General features: G+C 59.3%; 16 protein-coding genes. 11 read left to right on the top strand and 5 right to left on the bottom strand.

Annotation, left to right across the window (positions count from 1 at the left end; translation table 11 throughout):
* The first annotated feature begins 11 nt into the window (after positions 1–11).
* Complete coding sequence (locus tag Q7S58_RS01240) at positions 12–500, top strand: CBS domain-containing protein (RefSeq protein WP_304819974.1); 489 nt, start codon at positions 12–14, stop codon at positions 498–500.
* Between the two features lie 143 nt (positions 501–643).
* Here Q7S58_RS01240 and glgP read toward each other — a convergent pair whose 3' ends face one another.
* Entirely contained in the window at positions 644–3,163 is a 2,520-nt protein-coding gene (gene glgP / locus Q7S58_RS01245) for an alpha-glucan family phosphorylase (protein ID WP_304819976.1), read from the bottom strand.
* A 129-nt stretch (positions 3,164–3,292) separates the two neighbouring features.
* A complete protein-coding gene (tpiA, locus tag Q7S58_RS01250; RefSeq protein ID WP_304819978.1) occupies positions 3,293–4,063 on the bottom strand; it encodes a triose-phosphate isomerase in 771 nt (256 codons plus the stop codon).
* 316 nt (positions 4,064–4,379) lie between these two features.
* On the opposite strand from tpiA, the gene pssA reads away from it, so the two are divergent.
* The 4 genes from pssA (at position 4,380) to Q7S58_RS01270 (ending at position 8,104) form a co-directional block, all read left to right on the top strand.
* Entirely contained in the window at positions 4,380–5,087 is a 708-nt protein-coding gene (pssA, locus tag Q7S58_RS01255; RefSeq protein WP_304819979.1) for a CDP-diacylglycerol--serine O-phosphatidyltransferase, read from the top strand.
* A gap of 117 nt (positions 5,088–5,204) precedes the next feature.
* A complete protein-coding gene (locus Q7S58_RS01260; protein WP_304819981.1) occupies positions 5,205–6,608 on the top strand; it encodes a nicotinate phosphoribosyltransferase in 1,404 nt (467 codons plus the stop codon).
* Positions 6,609–6,691: 83 nt separating this feature from the next.
* Positions 6,692–7,630, top strand: a complete 939-nt coding sequence (locus Q7S58_RS01265) for a ribose-phosphate pyrophosphokinase (RefSeq protein WP_304819983.1) — start codon at positions 6,692–6,694, stop codon at positions 7,628–7,630.
* Positions 7,631–7,642: 12 nt separating this feature from the next.
* Positions 7,643–8,104 carry a cytochrome c gene (locus Q7S58_RS01270; protein WP_304819985.1) on the top strand — a complete coding sequence of 154 codons (462 nt, stop codon included), beginning with the start codon at positions 7,643–7,645 and terminating at the stop codon, positions 8,102–8,104.
* A gap of 239 nt (positions 8,105–8,343) precedes the next feature.
* Here the strand turns inward: Q7S58_RS01270 and Q7S58_RS01275 are convergent, their stop codons facing one another.
* Positions 8,344–9,150: a universal stress protein gene (locus Q7S58_RS01275; protein WP_304819987.1), complete on the bottom strand. Its 807-nt coding sequence runs from the start codon at positions 9,148–9,150 to the stop codon at positions 8,344–8,346.
* Positions 9,151–9,557: 407 nt separating this feature from the next.
* Here Q7S58_RS01275 and Q7S58_RS01280 point away from each other — a divergent pair, with 407 nt between their 5' ends.
* Together Q7S58_RS01280 and Q7S58_RS01285 are read left to right on the top strand one after the other, a co-directional pair.
* Positions 9,558–10,892 carry an RtcB family protein gene (locus tag Q7S58_RS01280; RefSeq protein WP_304819989.1) on the top strand — a complete coding sequence of 445 codons (1,335 nt, stop codon included), beginning with the start codon at positions 9,558–9,560 and terminating at the stop codon, positions 10,890–10,892.
* On the top strand, positions 10,892–11,341 hold the full coding sequence (locus tag Q7S58_RS01285; protein WP_304819991.1) for an archease: 450 nt from the start codon (positions 10,892–10,894) through the stop codon (positions 11,339–11,341). Before Q7S58_RS01280 ends, Q7S58_RS01285 begins: the two co-directional genes overlap by 1 nt.
* Before the next feature lie 32 nt (positions 11,342–11,373).
* Here the strand turns inward: Q7S58_RS01285 and Q7S58_RS01290 are convergent, their stop codons facing one another.
* Positions 11,374–11,565: a hypothetical protein gene (locus tag Q7S58_RS01290; protein ID WP_304819993.1), complete on the bottom strand. Its 192-nt coding sequence runs from the start codon at positions 11,563–11,565 to the stop codon at positions 11,374–11,376.
* A gap of 606 nt (positions 11,566–12,171) precedes the next feature.
* Here Q7S58_RS01290 and Q7S58_RS01295 point away from each other — a divergent pair.
* The 4 genes from Q7S58_RS01295 to Q7S58_RS01310 are packed head-to-tail and all read left to right on the top strand — an operon-like array spanning position 12,172 to position 17,071.
* A complete protein-coding gene (locus Q7S58_RS01295) occupies positions 12,172–12,525 on the top strand; it encodes a hypothetical protein (protein ID WP_304819995.1) in 354 nt (117 codons plus the stop codon).
* Between the two features lie 41 nt (positions 12,526–12,566).
* Complete coding sequence (locus tag Q7S58_RS01300; RefSeq protein WP_304819997.1) at positions 12,567–13,376, top strand: polysaccharide deacetylase family protein; 810 nt, start codon at positions 12,567–12,569, stop codon at positions 13,374–13,376.
* 6 nt (positions 13,377–13,382) lie between these two features.
* Positions 13,383–14,684 (top strand): putative glycoside hydrolase, encoded by a 1,302-nt coding sequence (locus Q7S58_RS01305; protein WP_304819999.1) that lies wholly within the window; start codon positions 13,383–13,385, stop codon positions 14,682–14,684.
* The gene (locus Q7S58_RS01310; protein ID WP_304820001.1) at positions 14,681–17,071 is read left to right on the top strand and encodes an exo-beta-N-acetylmuramidase NamZ domain-containing protein; all 2,391 of its coding nucleotides are present in this window, start codon (positions 14,681–14,683) and stop codon (positions 17,069–17,071) included. The genes Q7S58_RS01305 and Q7S58_RS01310 overlap by 4 nt, the downstream gene beginning before the upstream one ends.
* Positions 17,072–17,285: 214 nt before the next feature.
* Here Q7S58_RS01310 and Q7S58_RS01315 read toward each other — a convergent pair whose 3' ends face one another.
* Positions 17,286–18,041 (bottom strand): DUF2321 domain-containing protein, encoded by a 756-nt coding sequence (locus tag Q7S58_RS01315; protein ID WP_304820003.1) that lies wholly within the window; start codon positions 18,039–18,041, stop codon positions 17,286–17,288.
* Positions 18,042–18,790: the final 749 nt, after the last annotated feature.

Genomic DNA, 18,790 nt, shown 5'->3' on the forward strand with positions numbered 1-18,790 from the left:
GAGGATCAAAGGTGAAAGTCGAACAATTGATGAAGCGCGAGGTCAAGGTCTGCACCGAAGGCGATACCCTCAACCGAGCTGCTGAACTGATGTGGGAGTCTGATTGCGGCTGCATCCCTGTCATCAGCGCCAACGGCGATGGCCGAGTAATCGGCGTCGTCACGGATCGCGATATCGCAATCGCGGCGTACACGCAGGGTAAACAGCTCTGGGCAATCCCGGTTGGCGCCGCGATGGCGCGGAAGGTGATCACCTGCCACGCCAACGACGGCATCAGCCAGGCCGAGGCGTTGATGCGCGACAGCCAGGTGCGTCGGCTCCCGGTCGTCGATCAGAACGAACACCTGGTGGGGATACTCTCGCTCAACGATATCGCCCGTGAGGCTCAGCGTGAGGCTGCGACTGGCAAGCGAGCGGAGGTCGCTGGAGAATCCGTAGCGGAGACGCTCGCCTTCGTCTGTCAGCCTCGCTCCTCGCACGAAGTGGCGCTGGCGGCTTGAGAAGTAGCGCATATGGTCAACGGGATCTGAATGGGGCATGGTGGCGCGGCTATGCCAAGCCACCTGTCCCCTCAGGTGAACGCGTGCGAACCGCCACCCTCAGCGCGAGTTCCGTCGAAGAGTAAGCAATCAGCCCGCACTCGTCATCGGAACCAGAGAATTTGCGATGCTTCGAGCGGTACACTGACGCCAGGCTTTCTGGGTACGATGCGCGGGGTGTAATGGTCTGGAGGATGATCGGCGGCGACCGTCGCTCGGTATATGAAGCCATTTGTCGCGCCGGCAAGTTTTTCGACTGGCTCCATGGTGGTGACAGCGCACGATTGGCTATCGGTAGGTTCAACCCAAATCTCTACTTGTGCGTCCGCCGGCTCAATTTCACCCAAATAGACCTGAAGATCGAACGTGAGGCTCGAGTCCGACTGACTCACGCTCAGGCGGCCGAAATGCAGCGTTCTCCAGTGCTCGGCCAACCGCCGCCGCCATTCTTCGATGGCGATGCCGACTTGGCCTTTCGGGGCCATTCGGCGCTCAAGCTCCCTGGCCGCAGGAATGTAGTAGCCTTCGGTATACTCGCGCACCATCCGGTTGCTCGAAAAGCGCACGGTGAGCCGCGCCATGCTCGCGCGCATCTTTGCCACCCACTCCAGTGGAATACCTCGCGCATCACGCGCGTAGAAGGTCGGCACTACTTCTCGCTCCAGTAGTGAATAGAGTGCCTCCGCCTCGGCCGCATCCCATCCCGGCTCGTTGTGTTCCTTGCCATCGCCCAATGCCCATCCAACGTCTGGTGAGTAGGCTTCGGCCCACCACCCGTCCAGCTCGGAAAGATTGAGACCGCCATTAACCAGCAGTTTCATCCCGCTGGTTCCGCACGCTTCCCACGGACGGCGTGGCGTATTGATCCACAAATCGACGCCCTGGACCAGTTCGGCAGCCATCGCCATATCGTAATCCTCGAGAAAGACTGCGCGGCCACAAAACTCGGGACCGCCCGTGTGCTCGGCCCATTCACGCACCATCCGCACACCTTCGAGGTCCAGCGGATGAGCCTTACCGGCAACCAGTAATTGAACGGGGCGCTTGGGGTTGGTGAGAATCTGAGTCAGCCGCTTCCTATCGTGGAGCAACAGAGTCGGGCGCTTGTAGCCCGTGAACCGCCGGGCGAAGCCGACCGTCAGAACGTTATCATCGAGCAGCGATGCAGTTGCGGCAGGATCGGCCGGGGGATCTTGTCCTCGGGCGGCCCGCTGTCGCGCCACCCGCTGACGCACATGCTTTATGAGAGCCGCGCGCCCCTTGACGCGGACGGCCCAGAGCGCCTCATCACTGGCACGACTCAAGTCCTGTTCGAGGCTTTCCAGCATGCCAAGCCACCGGCCCTTGCCACAGCTCTCGGTCCAGACCGCATCGGCGGCAGCCGAATCCCAGGTTGGCGCGTGCACGCCATTGGTCACGTGCTCGATCGGCACCTCGCTCTGTGGCCAGCGGGGAAATAGCGGTTGAAACAGGCGCTGGCTGACCTCGGCGTGAAGACGGCTCACCGCATTAACCCGCCCGCAGCATCGCAGCGCCAGATAGGCCATGTTGAAGGACTCCGCCGTATCGTGCGAATTGGCGCGTCCAAGCGCGAGCAGTTCCTCGCCGCTAACGCCCAGCGCTTCGGCATATGTACGGCCATATTGGCGCAGTAAATCCACCGGGAATTGGTCGAATGCCGCCGCGACTGGCGTGTGCGTCGTGAATATGTTTCCCGGCCGAGTGCAGTGTAACGCGGACGCAAAACTCTGACCTGAGCGGATCATGAAGCTGCGAATCCGCTCCAGCGCAGCGAATGCCGCGTGCCCCTCGTTCAGGTGGCAGATCCTGCAATCGATCTTGAGCTTCTCGAGCAAGCGCCATCCCCCGATTCCAAGCGCGATCTCCTGCTGCAGGCGTAGCTCTGGACTGCCGCCATAAAGCTCACCGGTGATCCCGCGATCGGCCGGTGAGTTGAGAGGGTCGTTGCTATCGAGCAGGTAAAGCGTGACCCTTCCGACCTGCACCACCCAGGTAAGTAAGTGGAGCGTGCGCCCCGGCAGCTCGACCTCTATTCTAAGCCACCGGTTTGCTTCATCGAGCAGCGGGGCCAGCGGCAGCAGGTGCGGCTGGTTAGATGGGTAGAACGCTAGTTGCTCGCCCTGCGCGTTTAGTACCTGCCGAAAGTAGCCGCGATCGTAAAGCAATCCGATCCCAACCATCGGCACGCCCAGATCGCTCGCGGTCTTGAGAAAGTCGCCCGCCAGGATCCCGAGACCACCCGAATATATCGGAAGCGCCTCGCTCAGCCCGAACTCCATGCTGAAATATGCGATCGTGCCGAGCGGCGCTTTGCAGGTCGCGGCGAACCAGGTCGGTTCGGCCAGGTACTGCTCGCGCGCAGTCAGTTGCCGCCGTAGCTCTGTAGCAAATTCCGAGTCTCCTGCTAACTTTTCGAACCGGGTCTGAGATACGCTCCGCAGAATGAGCCATGGGTTCCCCGTCGCATGCCACATTTCCGGGTCTACCATCTCCCAAAGTGCGTCCGCGCTGTGGTTCCAACTCCAACGCATGTCCAGGGCCAGGATGGCGAGTCCGCTCAGTTCTTCAGGCAAGGACAGGGGCGGATGATGGGCAAGATTCATGAACGCGTTTGGGCCTTACCCACCGTTACCCAGATCGTGTTCGTGCATGACTCTGTCGATCCGAATCGAAGCACAGGAAAATCGTTCAATCCGCATGTCTCGATCTTCCCTTTCGAAGTCGTCCGATACTCAAGTCCGCACTGTTCCGGCCTTCAAAATTTGAACGAATGAATCAGGGTCAAGGCTCGCTGCACCGACCATCAGCCCATCGATGTCTGGTTGCGACAGGTACGCCGCCGCGTTGGTGGGAGTGACGCTGCCGCCGTAAACGATCCTGACTCTCCGCGCGGCGTTACGGCCACAGAGATCGCCGAGGCCGCTCCTGATCGAACCGTGAACCAACTCGGCTGCCTGCGGCTGGGCGGTTCGCCCTGTTCCTACCGCCCATACCGGTTCGTAAGCCACCACCACCTGCGCGAGTCGGCTTCCGTCGATTTCATCGAGTCCGCGCTGAAGCTGTCCTAGCACAACCTCGAGCACGCGTCCGGCGTCGCGTTCGTCTGCATGTTCCCCCACACAGAGCACTGGCGTCAGCCCGTCGCGCAGAGCGGCCTTGAGTTTGCGGTTTATCAGCCCGTCGTCCTCATGGAACAGATCGCGGCGCTCGGAATGGCCAATCAGCACATACGAGGCCCCGACTTCCTTGAGCATCGATGCCGATACCTCACCCGTGAACGGACCCTTGTCTTCGCAATACATATTCGCTCCGGCAATCGCGATGCGCGAGCCGGCCAGCTCCTGCGCGAGCGTGGGCATGGCGAGCATCGGGGGTGCGATGACCACTTCGCAGGCCTGCAAAATAACGGCATCGATCCTGTCGCGAAGGGCTGCAGCAAGCACCCGTGCTTCGCGCACAGTCACATTCATCTTCCAATTGGCGAGGAAGAACCGCCGCCGCACCTCGGTTCCGATCGTCGCGGTCCTATTCCTCGCCAAGAGCCAACACTCCAGCTAGCGCGCGTCCTTCAAGAAATTCGAGCGTCGCTCCGCCCCCTTTCGGGATCATATTTCGAAGCACACCGATTTTGGCGCCGCCCATGATAAGAATGCATGGTCGCATGGTGTACGTCCACCGATGCGCACCCCGAGGCGCATCGAATATGCCAGTCGCATGGGGGGAGCGGCGCCAAATGAATGTATGCGGCATCGCTAATGGTTGGTCGAAAGCTGGCACGCAACGTGAACCTATTCACGAGGACAGGGAGGATTTGTGAGGTTGCCTGCCACACTCTTGCCCGACACGATCACCTCGATCGGACTGCTCGCTGGATGCCTCTCGTTTGTCTCGGCTGTATCGGGCCAGCTAACTCGCGCCGCGGTGATGATCGGCGTTTCGATCGCATGCGACATAGCCGACGGATTCGTTGCGCGTTCCGCCCACAGCGCGAGCCAGTTTGGCGTTGAATATGACAGCTTGTCTGATGTTGTGGCGTTTGGCGCGGCTCCGGCAATCCTCGCCTACGCGTGGGCGTTGGCGCCCCTGCAGCTCTGGGCCTCATTAGTAGTCGGCGCATTCGTGATATGCGCTGCCCTTCGCCTCGCGCGCTTCAACATCCAGACCGAGACTCCTGGTGGAAGGAAGCACTTCGTTGGCCTTCCGGTCCCCGGCGCCGCGGCGATGATCGCCGGCGGCTTCTTAGGCGGCAGCTATTTTCGATTTGATTCGCCGCGCGCGCTGTCCGCGGCAATAACCGCGCTGATGCTGACACTCGCGGCCCTGATGGTATCGCGCGTGCCTTATCCGAGTATCAAGGAAATCGATCCCGCGTCTCTGAAATCGCGATCCGCGATCGCGTTGACGGTGATCGCGATCGGGTTATTTGTCGCCCTCCCGCAATTGACTGCCCTTTTGGCCGCTACCGGATATCTGCTATCAGGCCCTCTATGGCTCGCGTTTGGAAAGGACATCAAGCGCGCGCGGTAATTCGGGCGCAGCAAGACGTGACTCGAATGGCTACGGCTCTGTATCCAATCGCACCAGTATCTGGATCACAATATCGAGGGTAACATCTGGAACAGCCTCCTCTGATCGAGAACCGTCATGCCAATCGACCTGAGATTCGATCCAAACGAGATTCCTCTGCTCACCGATCTTTACGAGCTTACGATGGCTGCAAGCTACTTCGCGCTTGGATTCAATCGACCGGCATGTTTCGGCATCAGCGTCCGCCGCCTGCCTGCACGCCGCGGCTTCCTTGTGGCAGCCGGCTTGGAACGGCTGCTGGAAGCGCTTGAACAGTTTCGATTCGAACCCGCCATACTCGACTACCTGGCGTCACTGAAGCTGTTCAAATCAGACTTTCTTGATTTCCTCGGCAACCTGCGATTTATGGGCGAGGTCCATGCCATGGCCGAAGGCACGGTTTTTTTTGCCGGGGAACCAATCATCGAAGTGCGCGCTCCGTTAATCGAGGCACAACTGATCGAGACGCTGGTCATCAACCAGATCGGAATGGCCTCACTTATCGCGAGCAAGGCGGCGCGTAGCGTGATCGCGGCGCGCGGCAAGCGGCTCGTTGATTTCGGACTCAGACGCAGCCAAGGCGAGGCCGCAGGCCTGATAGCGGCGCGTTCGAGTTACCTCGCGGGCTTCGATGGCACCTCCAATGTCCTTGCCGGCCGGCGTTACGGTATCCCGCTCTATGGCACCATGGCTCACAGCTACATCATGGCGCACGACCGGGAGCGCGACGCCTTCGAGCACTTCGTCCAGGATTTCCCAAAGCTCAGCACGCTTCTGGTCGACACCTACGACACCGTCCGCGGCGTCCGGAATGCCGTCATTGTCGCGGAGCAGATGCGTCGGCAGGGCTTTGAGCTGGAGGGGGTACGGCTCGACAGCGGCGATCTCGCCGACTTAAGCCTCAAGGCGCGGGCCATCCTCGATGGTAACGGTCTCAAGAATACTTCGATCTTCGCGAGCGGGAATCTTAACGAATACAAGATTCACGATTTGATCACGAGAAACGCTCCGATCGATGCTTTCGGCGTCGGCACCGAGATGGTCGTTAGTGGCGACGCTCCATCGCTCGACCTCGCCTACAAGCTGAACGAATATGACGGCATTCCTCGAATCAAGACTTCCGAAGGAAAGCTTACCCTGCCCGGGAAAAAGCAGGTGTTCCGTGCAATCGACGCGGACGGCCGCTTTTATGCCGACCTGATAGGTCTGGCCGGCGAGACCGCGTCGCTCGTCGCGCCCCAATTCAATCCAATTCCTTCCGAAGTCGCGAAACTCCTGTCGCTGCAATTCAGCGGTGGCCGGAGGCTCATGCCGCGTCCCACGCTCGCCGAGTCGCGCGAGCGTTTTCTCAGCACGCTCGAGCGGCTCGATCCGCGTTACAAGGAACTCGAGCAGCCGGGGACGTATCCGGCACGGTATACGTCCGCCCTCAGCGCGATGCAGAATGAACTGAAGCAACGCGCCGAGAAGTATCAAGAATAAAGAGTGGAGTCCCTGGCGCTGTGCGCAGTGGCACATCTCGTGCTGACAGATGAACAACCGCCAAGGACTGCGAATGAACTGATATGAATCTCGTTATCGTAGCCGGCTCCGGAAACCCGTCGCTTGCCGACTCTATTGCCGAAAGGCTCGGCACCCGGGTCGCCCGTTCTTCTCTGAACCGATTTCCCGACACCGAGCTACACGCAGCGCTGGACGAAAGCGTGCGAGGCTGCGATGTTTACGTGGTTCAGCCGACCGGTCCTCCGGTAGATCTTCACTTGATGGAATTGCTCTTCCTCGCTGACGCCTGCCGGCGGGCAGGTGCAGCCCGCCTTTCCGCCATCGTTCCATACTTCGGATATGCGCGCCAGGATCGCCGGGCAAAGGGGCGGGAAGCGGTTGGCGGGCGGCTGATTGCGGATATGTTGTCAGGGGCCGGCTTCGAGCGAATTGTCGCCCTCGATCTTCATACCGTTTCACTCGAGGGCTTCTTCAGCATGCCACTGGAGCACCTGAGTGCGGTATCGCTCTTTGCAAATGCGATCGAGGAATTGGTCACTGACAAGAGCGTAATCGTCGCGCCAGACCTGGGGGCGGTCAAGCTCGCCGAAAGCTATGGGGAACTGCTAGGCCGGCCGATCGCGATTGCCCACAAGACCCGCCTGAGCGGCGAAGAAGTAAGAGTGCGTGGCATCGTTGGCGAGGTCGCCGGACGCGCGCCGATTATCGTGGACGACATGATCTCGACCGGCGGCACCATCGAGGCAGCCGCGGCCGCTATGATTGCCGCCGGGTGCCTGCCCGAGATCACGGTGGTTGCCAGCCATGCATTGCTGGTTGGCTCCGCGATCCGCCGGCTTTCAGCTTTGCCGCTGAAACGAATCGTGGTGACTGACAGTCTGCCAACTCCAGAGCACGGTTCGCTTCCGCTGCAGGTAGTGAGCGTTGCCCCCATGCTCGCCGAGACATTGAGTCGCCTGAACATTGGCGAGTCGATGACCGAACTGCTGAGCCACCGATAATCCAGCGGACGAATGGAAACCAGATTTTCCGATCAGCGAACTCTCATATTGGCGGACAAAGTGAGCGCAAGAAAGAACATCAAGAGGAATACGCTGACCATGCTGCCGGTGCTACTGTTCCTCACCGCATTCGGCAACGCTTTCGCGCAGCCGTCGGGCAAAGCCGAATACATGGACGACTGCGCGCGCTGTCACGGCGTCGATGGAAAGGGAAGCGTAGCGTCGATGCGGGAGGTGCGGGGCTATATGTCGGTTGACCTTACCCGGCTCAGCAAGGCTCACGACGGCCGGTTTCCCCGCCAGGAAGTTTATGACGCGATCGCCGGCCGCGAGCGCTATCCAGCACATTTCGCCGGCAGTATGCCGACATGGGGCCTCAAATACCAGGATCGTGATCGAGAGAGTACCGAAGGGGAAGTCAGGCGCAGGATTTCGGCGCTCGTGAGTTATATTGAATCACTTCAGGAGAAGTAGTTTCACCAGCGGTCTGTGCGGGCTGCAGCATCCTTGTCCCCGCCGAAAATCCGCATCTGGTGCGAACAGCGGGACGACGTATGGTGGTGAAGCAGCGGGGTCGAAACCGAACCGATGATTTCGATCTCCTCGCGGGCATCTATGTGAGGGAGACTCGATTCCCTTGTCATCTGCCGCGATCTTCCGTCAACGGATTTTTGCGCATCACAGGCCGCCCAAAAGGTCACGTGGACCCAGACTCAGTCCTCTGCAGTCAGCGCGTCGAGCACGTCAGTGGTGGTGATTACGCCGATCAGCTTGCCGTCTTCGACTACCGGGAGTGCTCCGATCTTGCGCTCGCGCAATAGACGAGCCGCGTCGCGGACCGTAGTCGAGGGAGTCACGGTTATAAGCGCTTCGCTCATCGCCTTGAACGCCTCGGTGTGCTCCAGATAACCGATGTGATTGCGGATATCGCGATCGGTAACGATTCCGACCGGGACGCCGTCCTTGAGGATCGGTACGCAGCGGAATCCGCCTTCAAGCATCTTGTTGTGAACTGAGGAAAGCTTTTCCTCGGGGGCGGCCGTAACCGGATTTCGGGTGATCCAGGAGCCGACCAGGTATTTTTGCGGCGCCGTGTACCGCACCGTCAGCACCGGGCAGGTTGACTCGCGCAAGACAAGTTCCGCGACGCTGCCAAGCAGAAAGCGTGAAAAGCCTCGACGACCGTGCGTAGCCATCACGACTAGATCGGCGCGGGTCTTTCTCTCGGCGTTGAGTATAGCCCCAGCCGGCTCACCGACAGGCGTCAGTAGTTCGTACTTGATGCCGGCGAGTCGCTTACGAGCGATCTCTTCGAGCTTCCCACGCGCGGTCTCTTCCTGGCCCTTGTACAGATCGACATATCCGACCATCCCGGCGGGCGGGACAATCATCGGCACTATGTGGATGACGAACAGTGTGCCGTCGTTTTGGCGTACAATGTTCGCCGCAGTGTCAAGCGCCTCAAGCGAGTTGTCATCGAAGTCCACCGGGCAAAGAATATTGCGAAACGGGAACGCCATAATCGTTTCCTCCAAATCTGAAAGTCAGCTTGGTCTAGCGAGACACATGCCAAAACGCTCAGTCGGATTTTTCAGCCCAGAACATCCCAAGGCGATGAACTTGGATGACCCTGATCTATCTATGTTGTATCCGATCGCACCATTTCACGAAACGCGTGGGCCGATCGGACCCGATCGATGGCGCATCTCATCTCGAAAATCATGCACAACTCACTAAGATTGGTCTCATCCTGGGTGGCAGGCTGATTGCACCTTGAGTCTGCGTATCCGGAGGCATGACCGGATGATTCGCCTCAGGCAGAAGTATGGACCTGATCAAACTAAACGATCATCTGTGGGAGATTCCGCAAACCGGCGCAATGCGCGTACCCGGGCGAGTTTATGCCAACGCGAGGATGATCGAACAAATGCGGGACGATCCGGCCCTCACGCAGGTTGCCAACGTTGCCTGTCTGCCGGGAATCGTCGGCTACTCCCTGGCGATGCCCGACATCCATTGGGGCTACGGCTTCCCCATCGGCGGGGTGGCGGCCGTCGATGCCCATGAAGGTGTCATATCGCCAGGAGGAGTCGGTTACGATATCAATTGCGGCGTGCGCCTGGCGCGCACGAACCTGCATTTCAATTCAGTCGAACCGAAAATAGACCGGCTTGCCGACGCGCTCTTCAACAAGATTCCGGCCGGCGTCGGCTCTTGGGGCGCGATACCGGGATTGTCGATTGGGCAACTCAAGGACGTGGTGCGTGACGGCGCCAAGTGGGCGCTTCGCAACGGATATGCTACCGAACGCGACCTTGAACATACCGAGGAAGGCGGCAGGCTCCCGGGCGCGGACCCCGACCGCATAAGCGAACGTGCCTACCAGCGCGGTTCGAAGCAACTCGGCACGCTCGGCTCGGGCAATCACTTTCTCGAAGTCGGCCGGGTCGATGAGATCTATGACTCGAAGCTCGCCGACGCGTTGGGTCTCGAACTCGATCAGGTCACGATTATGATCCACTCGGGCTCGCGCGGCCTAGGCCATCAAACCTGCGATGACCATCTCAAAGTTATCCTTGGTGCGATGGCCCGTTACGGAATCAGCTTGCCGGATCGCCAGCTCGCCGCCGTTCCAATCAGCTCGGCGGAAGGGCAAGCGTATCTCGCTGCCATGGCCGCAGCCGCGAACTTTGCCTGGTGCAACCGGCAGGTAATGATGCATCTCGCCGAGCAGGCGTTCCTGGAAGCGCTTTCGATCACACCGAAAGAGCTAAACTTCGAGCTGGTGTATGACGTCTGCCACAATATCGCCAAATTTGAAGAACACACTGTGGATGGCCACAAGCGACTCGTCTGCGTACATCGCAAAGGCGCCACCCGCGCATTTGGCCCCGGCCACGCCGCGTTGCCTGAGGCACTGCGTCCAGTTGGGCAGCCCGTGCTGATACCCGGAGACATGGGCCGCTATTCGTTCGTCCTGGTGGGCCTTGAAACCGCGATGCGCGAGACTTTCGGCTCATCGTGTCACGGCGCTGGACGATTGATGAGCCGAACGAAAGCAAAGAGAGAGGTCGGCGGGCGCGACCTGCGCGCCGAATTAAAGGCGCTGGGTGTTACAGTCAGAGCCCACACCCGCGCCGGTATCGCCGAGGAGATGCCGCACGCCTACAAGGACGTCGCCGAGGTGGTTGAGGTCATGGAAGCCGCACGCGTAACTCGACGAGTCGCGAGACTCAAGCCTTTTGCCGTCATCAAAGGCTGATGCCGACGAAACCGACTACGACCCAGACCGAGGACGACGCTCTATTTCGGGAATTCGAGCACACCGGCGACATCGGTATCGAATTGACTGCTCCCACTCGCGCCGAGCTGTTCCGCCGCGCGGCCATTGCCTTGGCTGCGCTGTTGGTCGAGAGGGCAAGCGTCGCGGAGATCGAGCAGCGGGAAATTGCAGTTGAGGCCGACGCCGATCTCGATCTCATGCATGACTTGCTCGGGGAGTTGCTCGCTCTTTTCACAGTGGAGGGGTTCATCTGGCGCGACGCTTCGGTCGAGGAGGCCGATCGATCTCTCCGCGTGACGGTTCGGGGCGAACCCTTTGACCCCGGTCGCCACGAATTCCGCGGTGAAATCAAAGCTGTCACTTACCATCAACTGATGGTCGAAAACTCACTGGACGGGTGGCGTTCACGCATAATTTTCGACGTTTGAAACCGGGCGATAGCACGGTTGTGAAGCGGAAGTCAGTCTTCAGTTCCAGCAGCGACGAGATAGACCGAACCGTCGGGCAGGCGATACGCCTGGGTGTACGGAGACCATCCTTCGATGGGTTCGATTAGTTGGGGCTCTCCTTCGATCGCATCCAGTAGTTCTTCCCAATCTTCGACCTCAGCGTCCGGAATTCTGTGGTAGCTGCCGTCTCGCTCAAAAACCATTAGACATTGGATCATCGATGGCACCTCTCTTCATCGTCGGCAGGCATTTCTATTTCTTTGTATCGTCTCGGCGTAACGAACGATGTCGGACTCGCACCTACAAATCAGCACATGACCCTCGGCGAAGGCAAGTTATGCTTTGTGCGGAATGGAACCATCGGATCAAGCCGACAGTGCCTCGATCGGCGTCAGCAGAGATCTCAGCGTTCGGGTTGGTCCGCCTTCGAGCCTCAAGTTTCCCGATATCCTGCTCAAGTCCGGTTTAGGAAGCGGCTGGCACGGGTGATGCTCCCTGTCGGCGAGTCGCGCGGCGACACTATCGTCGACCGTCGCAGATTGCTGCGCTGAATCGTCTCTAGGTGGATGCTCATGCTTCGTTTCAGAAATCTTTGGCTCGCAATCCCGCTGCTGTTGGTCGTCGTTGCTGCCCCATCAGCTCAGGCAGAACCAGTAACACCGAAATACGCCAGCGCGCAGCAAATAGAATCCGCATTTCGCGGACACAGTTTCATCCTCGGCGATGACAATCACATCGCCGATGTGAGGGCGCTGGATTGGAGTGCTGATCGCTCCGTCAAACTTCCTTTCTGGTTTGGAACGGGACAAATGGTGCCACCTGAACATCGGCCAGAGCAGGGCGCCTACTACGTGATCAGCGAATCATGGATCGTTCGCAAACTCGCCGGCAAGGAGCTGCTGATTCAGGCCGGCAGCCAACTTCAGAAACCCGACGCCGTGCTCGTTACCACCAAGACGCACTACCAGGGCAGTGGCATGCTGCTGCCGACGATCGTGCAGTACTCCGGCACGCGGACCTTCACGCGTGACAACGGCAGTGTGGTCGATATCGCAGTGCTCGAGGAAGTATCGCTCCCCGCGCAGTGGACCACGGGACGGATACCGGCGAAATATGCGCGATTCGGGGTGAGCCCGGCGGAAAACCTGCAGTGGAAATTCTGATACTGCTGGCGCGCGGCTGACTGTTCGGCGAAAGTTCAGGAGTGATCAAGCAAAGGGGGCGCTTCCGTCTGGTCGTTTCGATTCTGGCGCTGTGCCTGAGCGCGGTGACGTTGGTCGCGATCGCGGCGTCGGCGTCAGAGAGCGCAACTGCCGCGACGATTCTTGTGTACCATCGCTTCGGCCCAGTGGTTGCCGATAGCATGACGGTCACCACTGAGGTCTTCGCATCGCAGCTCAGGTATCTTCACGACCATGGCTACACTGTCGTGCCGCTTCGCGATGTCGTGAATTTCGCCGCAGGTTACGGCGAGTTGCCGCCGCGCGCGGTTGCGATCACCGCCGACGACGGCCATCGCACAGTGTTCAGCGACATGAAGCCGTTGGTCGAGCGCTACCGAATCCCGGTGACACTGTTCATCTATCCATCCGCGATTTCGAATGCCTCGTACGCAATGACCTGGGAACAGCTCGTCGAGCTGAAGGCGACCGGACTCTTTTCGGTTGAATCGCACACCTATTGGCATCCCAATTTTCATATCGATAAGCGCCGGCTCTCGGCTGAGAATTACGAGAAGTTCGTGGACACCCAGCTCAACAAATCGCGACAGGTCCTCGATCACCGGCTCGGTGGCCGCGTGACGATGCTGAGTTGGCCATTCGGCATCTATGACGATGAGCTGATTGCCGCCGCCACAAAGTCCGGATACGTGGCGGCCGTCACCATCGAACGACGCAAGGTCACGCGCGGCGACAACGTCATGGCGCTTCCCCGCTTCATCGTTACCAACGGCGATGTCGGACAGAGATTCGAGAGTCTGCTACCCACTCAAACGCCAATAACCAGTCGGTGATAATTGATGTCGAGAGTGATTATTTTCGCGCTGACGTTGTTCGTCTTCACAACTTTAGTCAGCCCTCCATCGACGATGGCCTACACCGGGACCGTCATCGATAGCTCGACCAAAAGGCCGGTGGAGGATGCGATCGTGACACTCGAGGATGTCGAGGTGCGAACCGATCGCGACGGCAAGTTCCAGATCAGCGGCCACGGCGGCGCGATCGGCCTGCGGGCGTACGGCTACCAGCGCAAATCGATTTCCGCCGGCGAGTTGAAAGATCATGCCGGGCCGATTGAGCTCACGCCGATACTTCCGAAGGCGCTCTATCTTTCATTCTATGGCATCGGCAGCACCAAGCTGCGCGAGGCGGCGCTCGGCCTGATCGACAAAACCGAACTTAACGCCGTGGTGGTCGATGTCAAAGGCGATCGCGGTATGATCGCATTCAAAACCTCGCTTGCGCTGGCGGAGCAGGCTCATTCGAATCAACTAACGACGATCCGCGATGCGAAGGCGCTGCTTGACCGGCTCCATCACGATAACATTTACGCTATCGCACGAATTGTCGTCTTCAAGGATGATCCGCTCGCGACCGCCCGGCCCGATTTGGCGGTCAAGCGCGCCAGCGGCGCAATCTTCAGGGATCGCGAGCGGCTCGCGTGGACCGATCCCTTCAACCCCGAGGTGTGGGACTACAATATCTCGATCGCGCTCGAGGCGGCGCTCCTCGGCTTCGACGAAATCCAGTTTGACTATGTGCGCTTTCCTGACGCTCCGGGGCTGAAGTTCGCCAAGCCCACCGACATGAAGAGCCGCCTCGCCGCGATCTCCGGCTTTCTGGCCGAAGCGCGGCGGCGCCTAACTCCCTACAATGTGTTCCTCGCCGCCGACATCTTCGGCTACGTGACGTGGAACCTCGACGACACCCATATCGGGCAGCGGCTCGAGGAACTCGCGCCCATCGTCGATTACATCTCGCCAATGCTGTATCCGTCGTGCTTCCAGTTCGGCATTCCAGGCTATCGCAATCCGGTCGCGCATCCTTATGAAATCGTTTTTCTCTCGCTGCAGAATGCGCGCGAACGCGGCATCCCCTCGAATCGGTTTCGCCCGTGGCTGCAGGCGTTTCGCGATTACGCCTTCGACCGTCGACAGTTCACCGGAACACAGATAAGGGCGCAAGTTTCGGCCGCCGAAAAGTTCGGCTCCGACGGCTGGATGCTGTGGAATCCGCGCAACCAGTACACCGCCGACGGGCTGAAAATCGAGGGCGCGCCGTGCAAGCATGACGCTCCGGAAGTGATACAATCGGCGCAATGAGGATCCTGGCGGCGTCTTTCTCGCACCGTCTGATCGCGGCGCTCGCGTTGCAGTTGCTCGCCGCTATTCCTGCAACATCGGCATCTGCCGGTACTGCTTTGTCCGCGCGCTTGCGCGCCGCGGACCTGCAAAGAATCGACCCCATCGTCCAGTCTGAAATCGAAGCAGGAAGAATCCACGGCGCCGTCGTCGAGGTCGGGCAAGGCAACCAGCTCGTTTATCGCCGGGCGTTTGGAGATCGCGAGCTCGAGCCCCGGCGCGCCGCGATGACCGCGGACACAATTTTCGATCTCGCCTCGCTGACCAAACCCATTGCAACCGCGGTCGCGATAATGCAGCTTCGCGAGCGCGGCAGGATCGACCTCGACGCACCGGTCGCGACTTATTGGCCCGCCTTCGCTCGCAACGGCAAGGAACGCATCACGATTCGCCAGTTGATGACGCACTATTCCGGCCTCGCGCCAGACCTGGACCTAAACCGCAAATGGACCGGCTACTCGACCGCAATCAAGCTGGTCGAGGATGCGCAGCCGCTTCATCCCTCCGGCGCGCACTACGAATACAGCGACATCAACTTCGAGGCGCTTGGCGAAGTGGTTCGGCGCGTCGCGAAGGTTCCCCTCGACGATTACTGCCGGATCAACATTTTCGCGCCGCTCGGAATGGCTGACACCGGCTTCAGGCCGCCAGCGCGACGACTCAATCGGATTGCGCCAACAGAATACATCGACGGCAAGTTGCGCATTGGCGACGTCCACGATCCGACTGCCGCGCGGATGGGAGGCCTCGCGGGTCATGCCGGACTGTTCTCTACCGCGAGCGACCTGGCGATTTTCGCAAGAATGCTGCTCGACGGCGGGCGCGCGGGCACGGCCACGATTCTCTCTGCGCGTTCGATCGATGAAATGACGATTCCTCAATCGCGGGCCGACGTGGTCGATGCGAGCCACCCGCGCGGGCTGGGATGGGATCTGGGCGCGCCACTGTGTGCGAATCGTGAGCAACTCTTGCCGGTCGGCTCCTACGGCCATTTCGGATTCACCGGCACGATGCTGTGGATCGATCCCATATCTTCGACCTATGCGATCATCCTGACCAACCGCACGTATCCGAACGACGCGGGTGATGCGGGCCCGTTGCGCCACGCAATTCTCGCGCTGATATCGAATCGCCTCGGTTCCCTTTCCGAGGATCGCATCGTCGAGGGTCGGCCTTCCTTGAACTCCTTCTGCGCGTTGGTTAAGCGCCCTTCCGCTCAAACCACGGTTGTGAGCGGCGCCGACGTATTGGCGGCTAACGGATTCGCCCAACTCAAGGGGACGCGCGTCGGATTGATCACCAATCAAACCGGCGTCATTCAAGCCGGCACTCGCGATATCGAGGCGCTCTCACACGCGAGCGGACTGACGCTGCGCGCGATCTTCAGTCCCGAGCACGGCCTGCACGGCGACCTCGATGAAAGCGTCGCGCCGGGCATCGAGCCACTAACGGGCCTGCACTTCTTTAGCCTGTACGGAGAGACGCGGCGACCGAGTGACGCGATGCTCGAGGGCGTCAATGTGGTGGTGTTCGACGTTCAGGACTCCGGCGCGCGTTTTTATACCTACGTCACGACTATGGCCTATGCGATGGAGGAAGCGGCGCGCCGCGGCATCGACTTCTATGTGCTGGATCGTCCGAATCCGATTTCGTCCGCCGTCGTGCAAGGCCCGCTCATGGATGCCGACTTGAAATCGTTCACCGGATATTTCCCGCTGCCGACGCGCCACGGCATGACGGTCGGCGAGTTGGCCGGGATGTTCAATCGCGAAAACCACATCGGCGCGCGCCTGCACGTGATTAAGATGCGCGGCTATGCGCGCTCCGAATGGTTCGATCAAACGGGGCTGCGATGGACGCCACCCTCGCCCAACCTCCGGACGCTTGCGGAAGCGACGCTTTATCCTGGCGTTGCGATGATCGAGGGCGCCAATGTGAGCGTCGGGCGCGGGACCGACACTCCATTCGAATTGGTGGGCGCGCCATGGATCGATTCTGCCGCGCTGCTCTCTTACCTCGACCAGCGAAAGATTCCGGGCGTTCATTTTCAATCAGCCGATTTCACTCCGTCCGCTGACACCTATGCGGGCCGGAGCTGCCACGGAGTGCGGATTTCCCTCGACGACCGCCTCGCGCTCGATTCGCCCGCGCTTGGAATCGAGTTGATTGCCGCGCTGCATCATTTGTACGCGAATGATTTCAAAATCGACGCGACGCTCTCGATGGTTGGTTCGCGCCGAACGCTCGAGGAAATCAAGTCGGGCGTGGATCCCGGGCAGATCGTCGCGCAGTGGCAACCAGAGCTGGAGAATTTCCGCATCCTGCGCGCGCGCTATCTGCTCTACTAGCCTTCGCTTTCATCTTTCGCCTCGAGCGCCGCCAAATAGAGCGAGCCATCTGGAAGCCGATGAGTGCGCGTGTACGGGGACGATGCCGGGTGGGTCACATCCGCGCAAACGCGCGAGTATTTCGGTCGGGGTCGCGGTCATAGTTACCCATACCGCCGATACCCGACGATAGAACAGGCCAAGTGAAGGTCAAGTTTCAGGATATTATCGGCGGTCAAACGGAATCGGCCAAGTCACCCCAGATCTGGCGCTTGATGGCCTCGGAAATCACCTCAGCCAATACCTTATTTGCAGCGTGAGTAACATCGGTCCCGGCTACGTTCAAAAGTTTCTTAACGCTAATGACTGCCAGAGGTGTTCTGGCAGACTCTTGGACCAGTTCACGAATCCCCGATTTGAGTTCGTCACGCTGCTCGATGGATAATTTGTCTGAATCATCTGAGAGTTGGAATGCAAGTTCAAGGGCAAGAGAGGTCCATGGGTATGGCGATCCACAATGCACGCAGAATTTTGGCGGTGGGTCTTCGCTCAAGCGCAACACCTCCGGGAATCCGCCGGGAATCGCGCGACCACACTTCAGGCATTCTGTGATTGTATTGCTTCCGCACCGTTCGCAAAATGCCTTGTTGAACTCTGGCATATCTCGGAATCTCGTATTTGCGACGTGTCCAGCAATGCAGATTTGCGCGATGTCTCGCGTTCCACGAGCTGATTGCATCGAATTGTCCTCTACTGAATCGATTTCTGCGCGAAAGCCACGGAGAAATTCACTAAGCATTTCGATTTCGGTCTGGAATATACTCTCACTGTCTGTGATCGCGAATGCCCTCTTCTTAAACTCAAATGCCTGAGCTTCTTCAGTCGAGACTCGCCGCAACTCGGTGAGAGCCCTTCGTTTCCATCTGTCGAGCCGTTCATAGGCGGCGGTCAGCGAATCACTTTGTGCCAGCTCTAAGAGTGCCTGCAGCAATTCATCGACAATGCTAGCGCACTGGGCTGCGGGGAGTAGGAGATGACTGGTTGTGCTCACGGGCCTCCTAGAGCTTCGGTTGTACGGCACCGCCTTGTGGCATTTCCGTGTGCAAACCTTGACCCGACTCGAATTGCTTGTCGTTTGAATGCTGGATTGCCTCGAAATAATTTCCGATTGCTTACCACAGCGATCATGCCACCGCCTCCAGACAAACTTAGCCGATTTTACACTCCAGTGTAAGAACGGCCGCAATTACTTTGCACAGCATCAAGATCGCACCGCCTCCTCCTTCTCGCCCGCAAGGCCAGTCTAATCGCGGACTGCGGACGACTGTTCCGGCCGTTTCTCGAGAAATGCTCGCAGCGGTCCTCGGATTGGTGGAACGATTCGAACTTCGAGCGGCTTGCACTACCAGTTTCAGGAACTTGACACTTCCTGATGTGCGCCGAAAACTATTGGCTGCACTCGATTATCTTGCTGGCAATTGCTACGGTCTAAGGAAATGAGCTCGCGGCCTCAAAGGTTATACCACTATCAGCCGATCGGTACATCCGAGATGATGGGTTGGATCGAGCGCGCATTGTTGCGCCATGAGATTTACCTTTCTAGTGGCCTGTAACAGTGACATTGGTATCGGGTTAGTGTATCGTAAGGGATGCTTGATGGAGAGCTTGGATTGGCCCCGAGGGAGCGCAAGGAACTGAGGGATAGAGTGCGCTCGCGCACCCTGCCAGCCGAGGATGTGC

It is taken from the genome of Candidatus Binatus sp., from assembly GCF_030646925.1.
Taxonomy (GTDB): domain Bacteria; phylum Desulfobacterota; class Binatia; order Binatales; family Binataceae; genus Binatus.

Coding starts and splice junctions, on each gene's coding strand:
- Q7S58_RS01270 (WP_304819985.1), top strand. CDS start 7,643: ATGGAAACCAGATTTTCCGATCAGCGAACTCTCATATTGGCGGACAAA.
- Q7S58_RS01295 (WP_304819995.1), top strand. CDS start 12,172: ATGGTGCCACCTGAACATCGGCCAGAGCAGGGCGCCTACTACGTGATC.
- Q7S58_RS01305 (WP_304819999.1), top strand. CDS start 13,383: ATGTCGAGAGTGATTATTTTCGCGCTGACGTTGTTCGTCTTCACAACT.
- glgP (WP_304819976.1), bottom strand. CDS start 3,163: ATGAATCTTGCCCATCATCCGCCCCTGTCCTTGCCTGAAGAACTGAGC.
- Q7S58_RS01310 (WP_304820001.1), top strand. CDS start 14,681: ATGAGGATCCTGGCGGCGTCTTTCTCGCACCGTCTGATCGCGGCGCTC.
- Q7S58_RS01280 (WP_304819989.1), top strand. CDS start 9,558: ATGCGGGACGATCCGGCCCTCACGCAGGTTGCCAACGTTGCCTGTCTG.
- Q7S58_RS01285 (WP_304819991.1), top strand. CDS start 10,892: ATGCCGACGAAACCGACTACGACCCAGACCGAGGACGACGCTCTATTT.
- Q7S58_RS01290 (WP_304819993.1), bottom strand. CDS start 11,565: ATGGTTTTTGAGCGAGACGGCAGCTACCACAGAATTCCGGACGCTGAG.
- Q7S58_RS01275 (WP_304819987.1), bottom strand. CDS start 9,150: ATGGCGTTCCCGTTTCGCAATATTCTTTGCCCGGTGGACTTCGATGAC.
- Q7S58_RS01260 (WP_304819981.1), top strand. CDS start 5,205: ATGCCAATCGACCTGAGATTCGATCCAAACGAGATTCCTCTGCTCACC.
- Q7S58_RS01265 (WP_304819983.1), top strand. CDS start 6,692: ATGAATCTCGTTATCGTAGCCGGCTCCGGAAACCCGTCGCTTGCCGAC.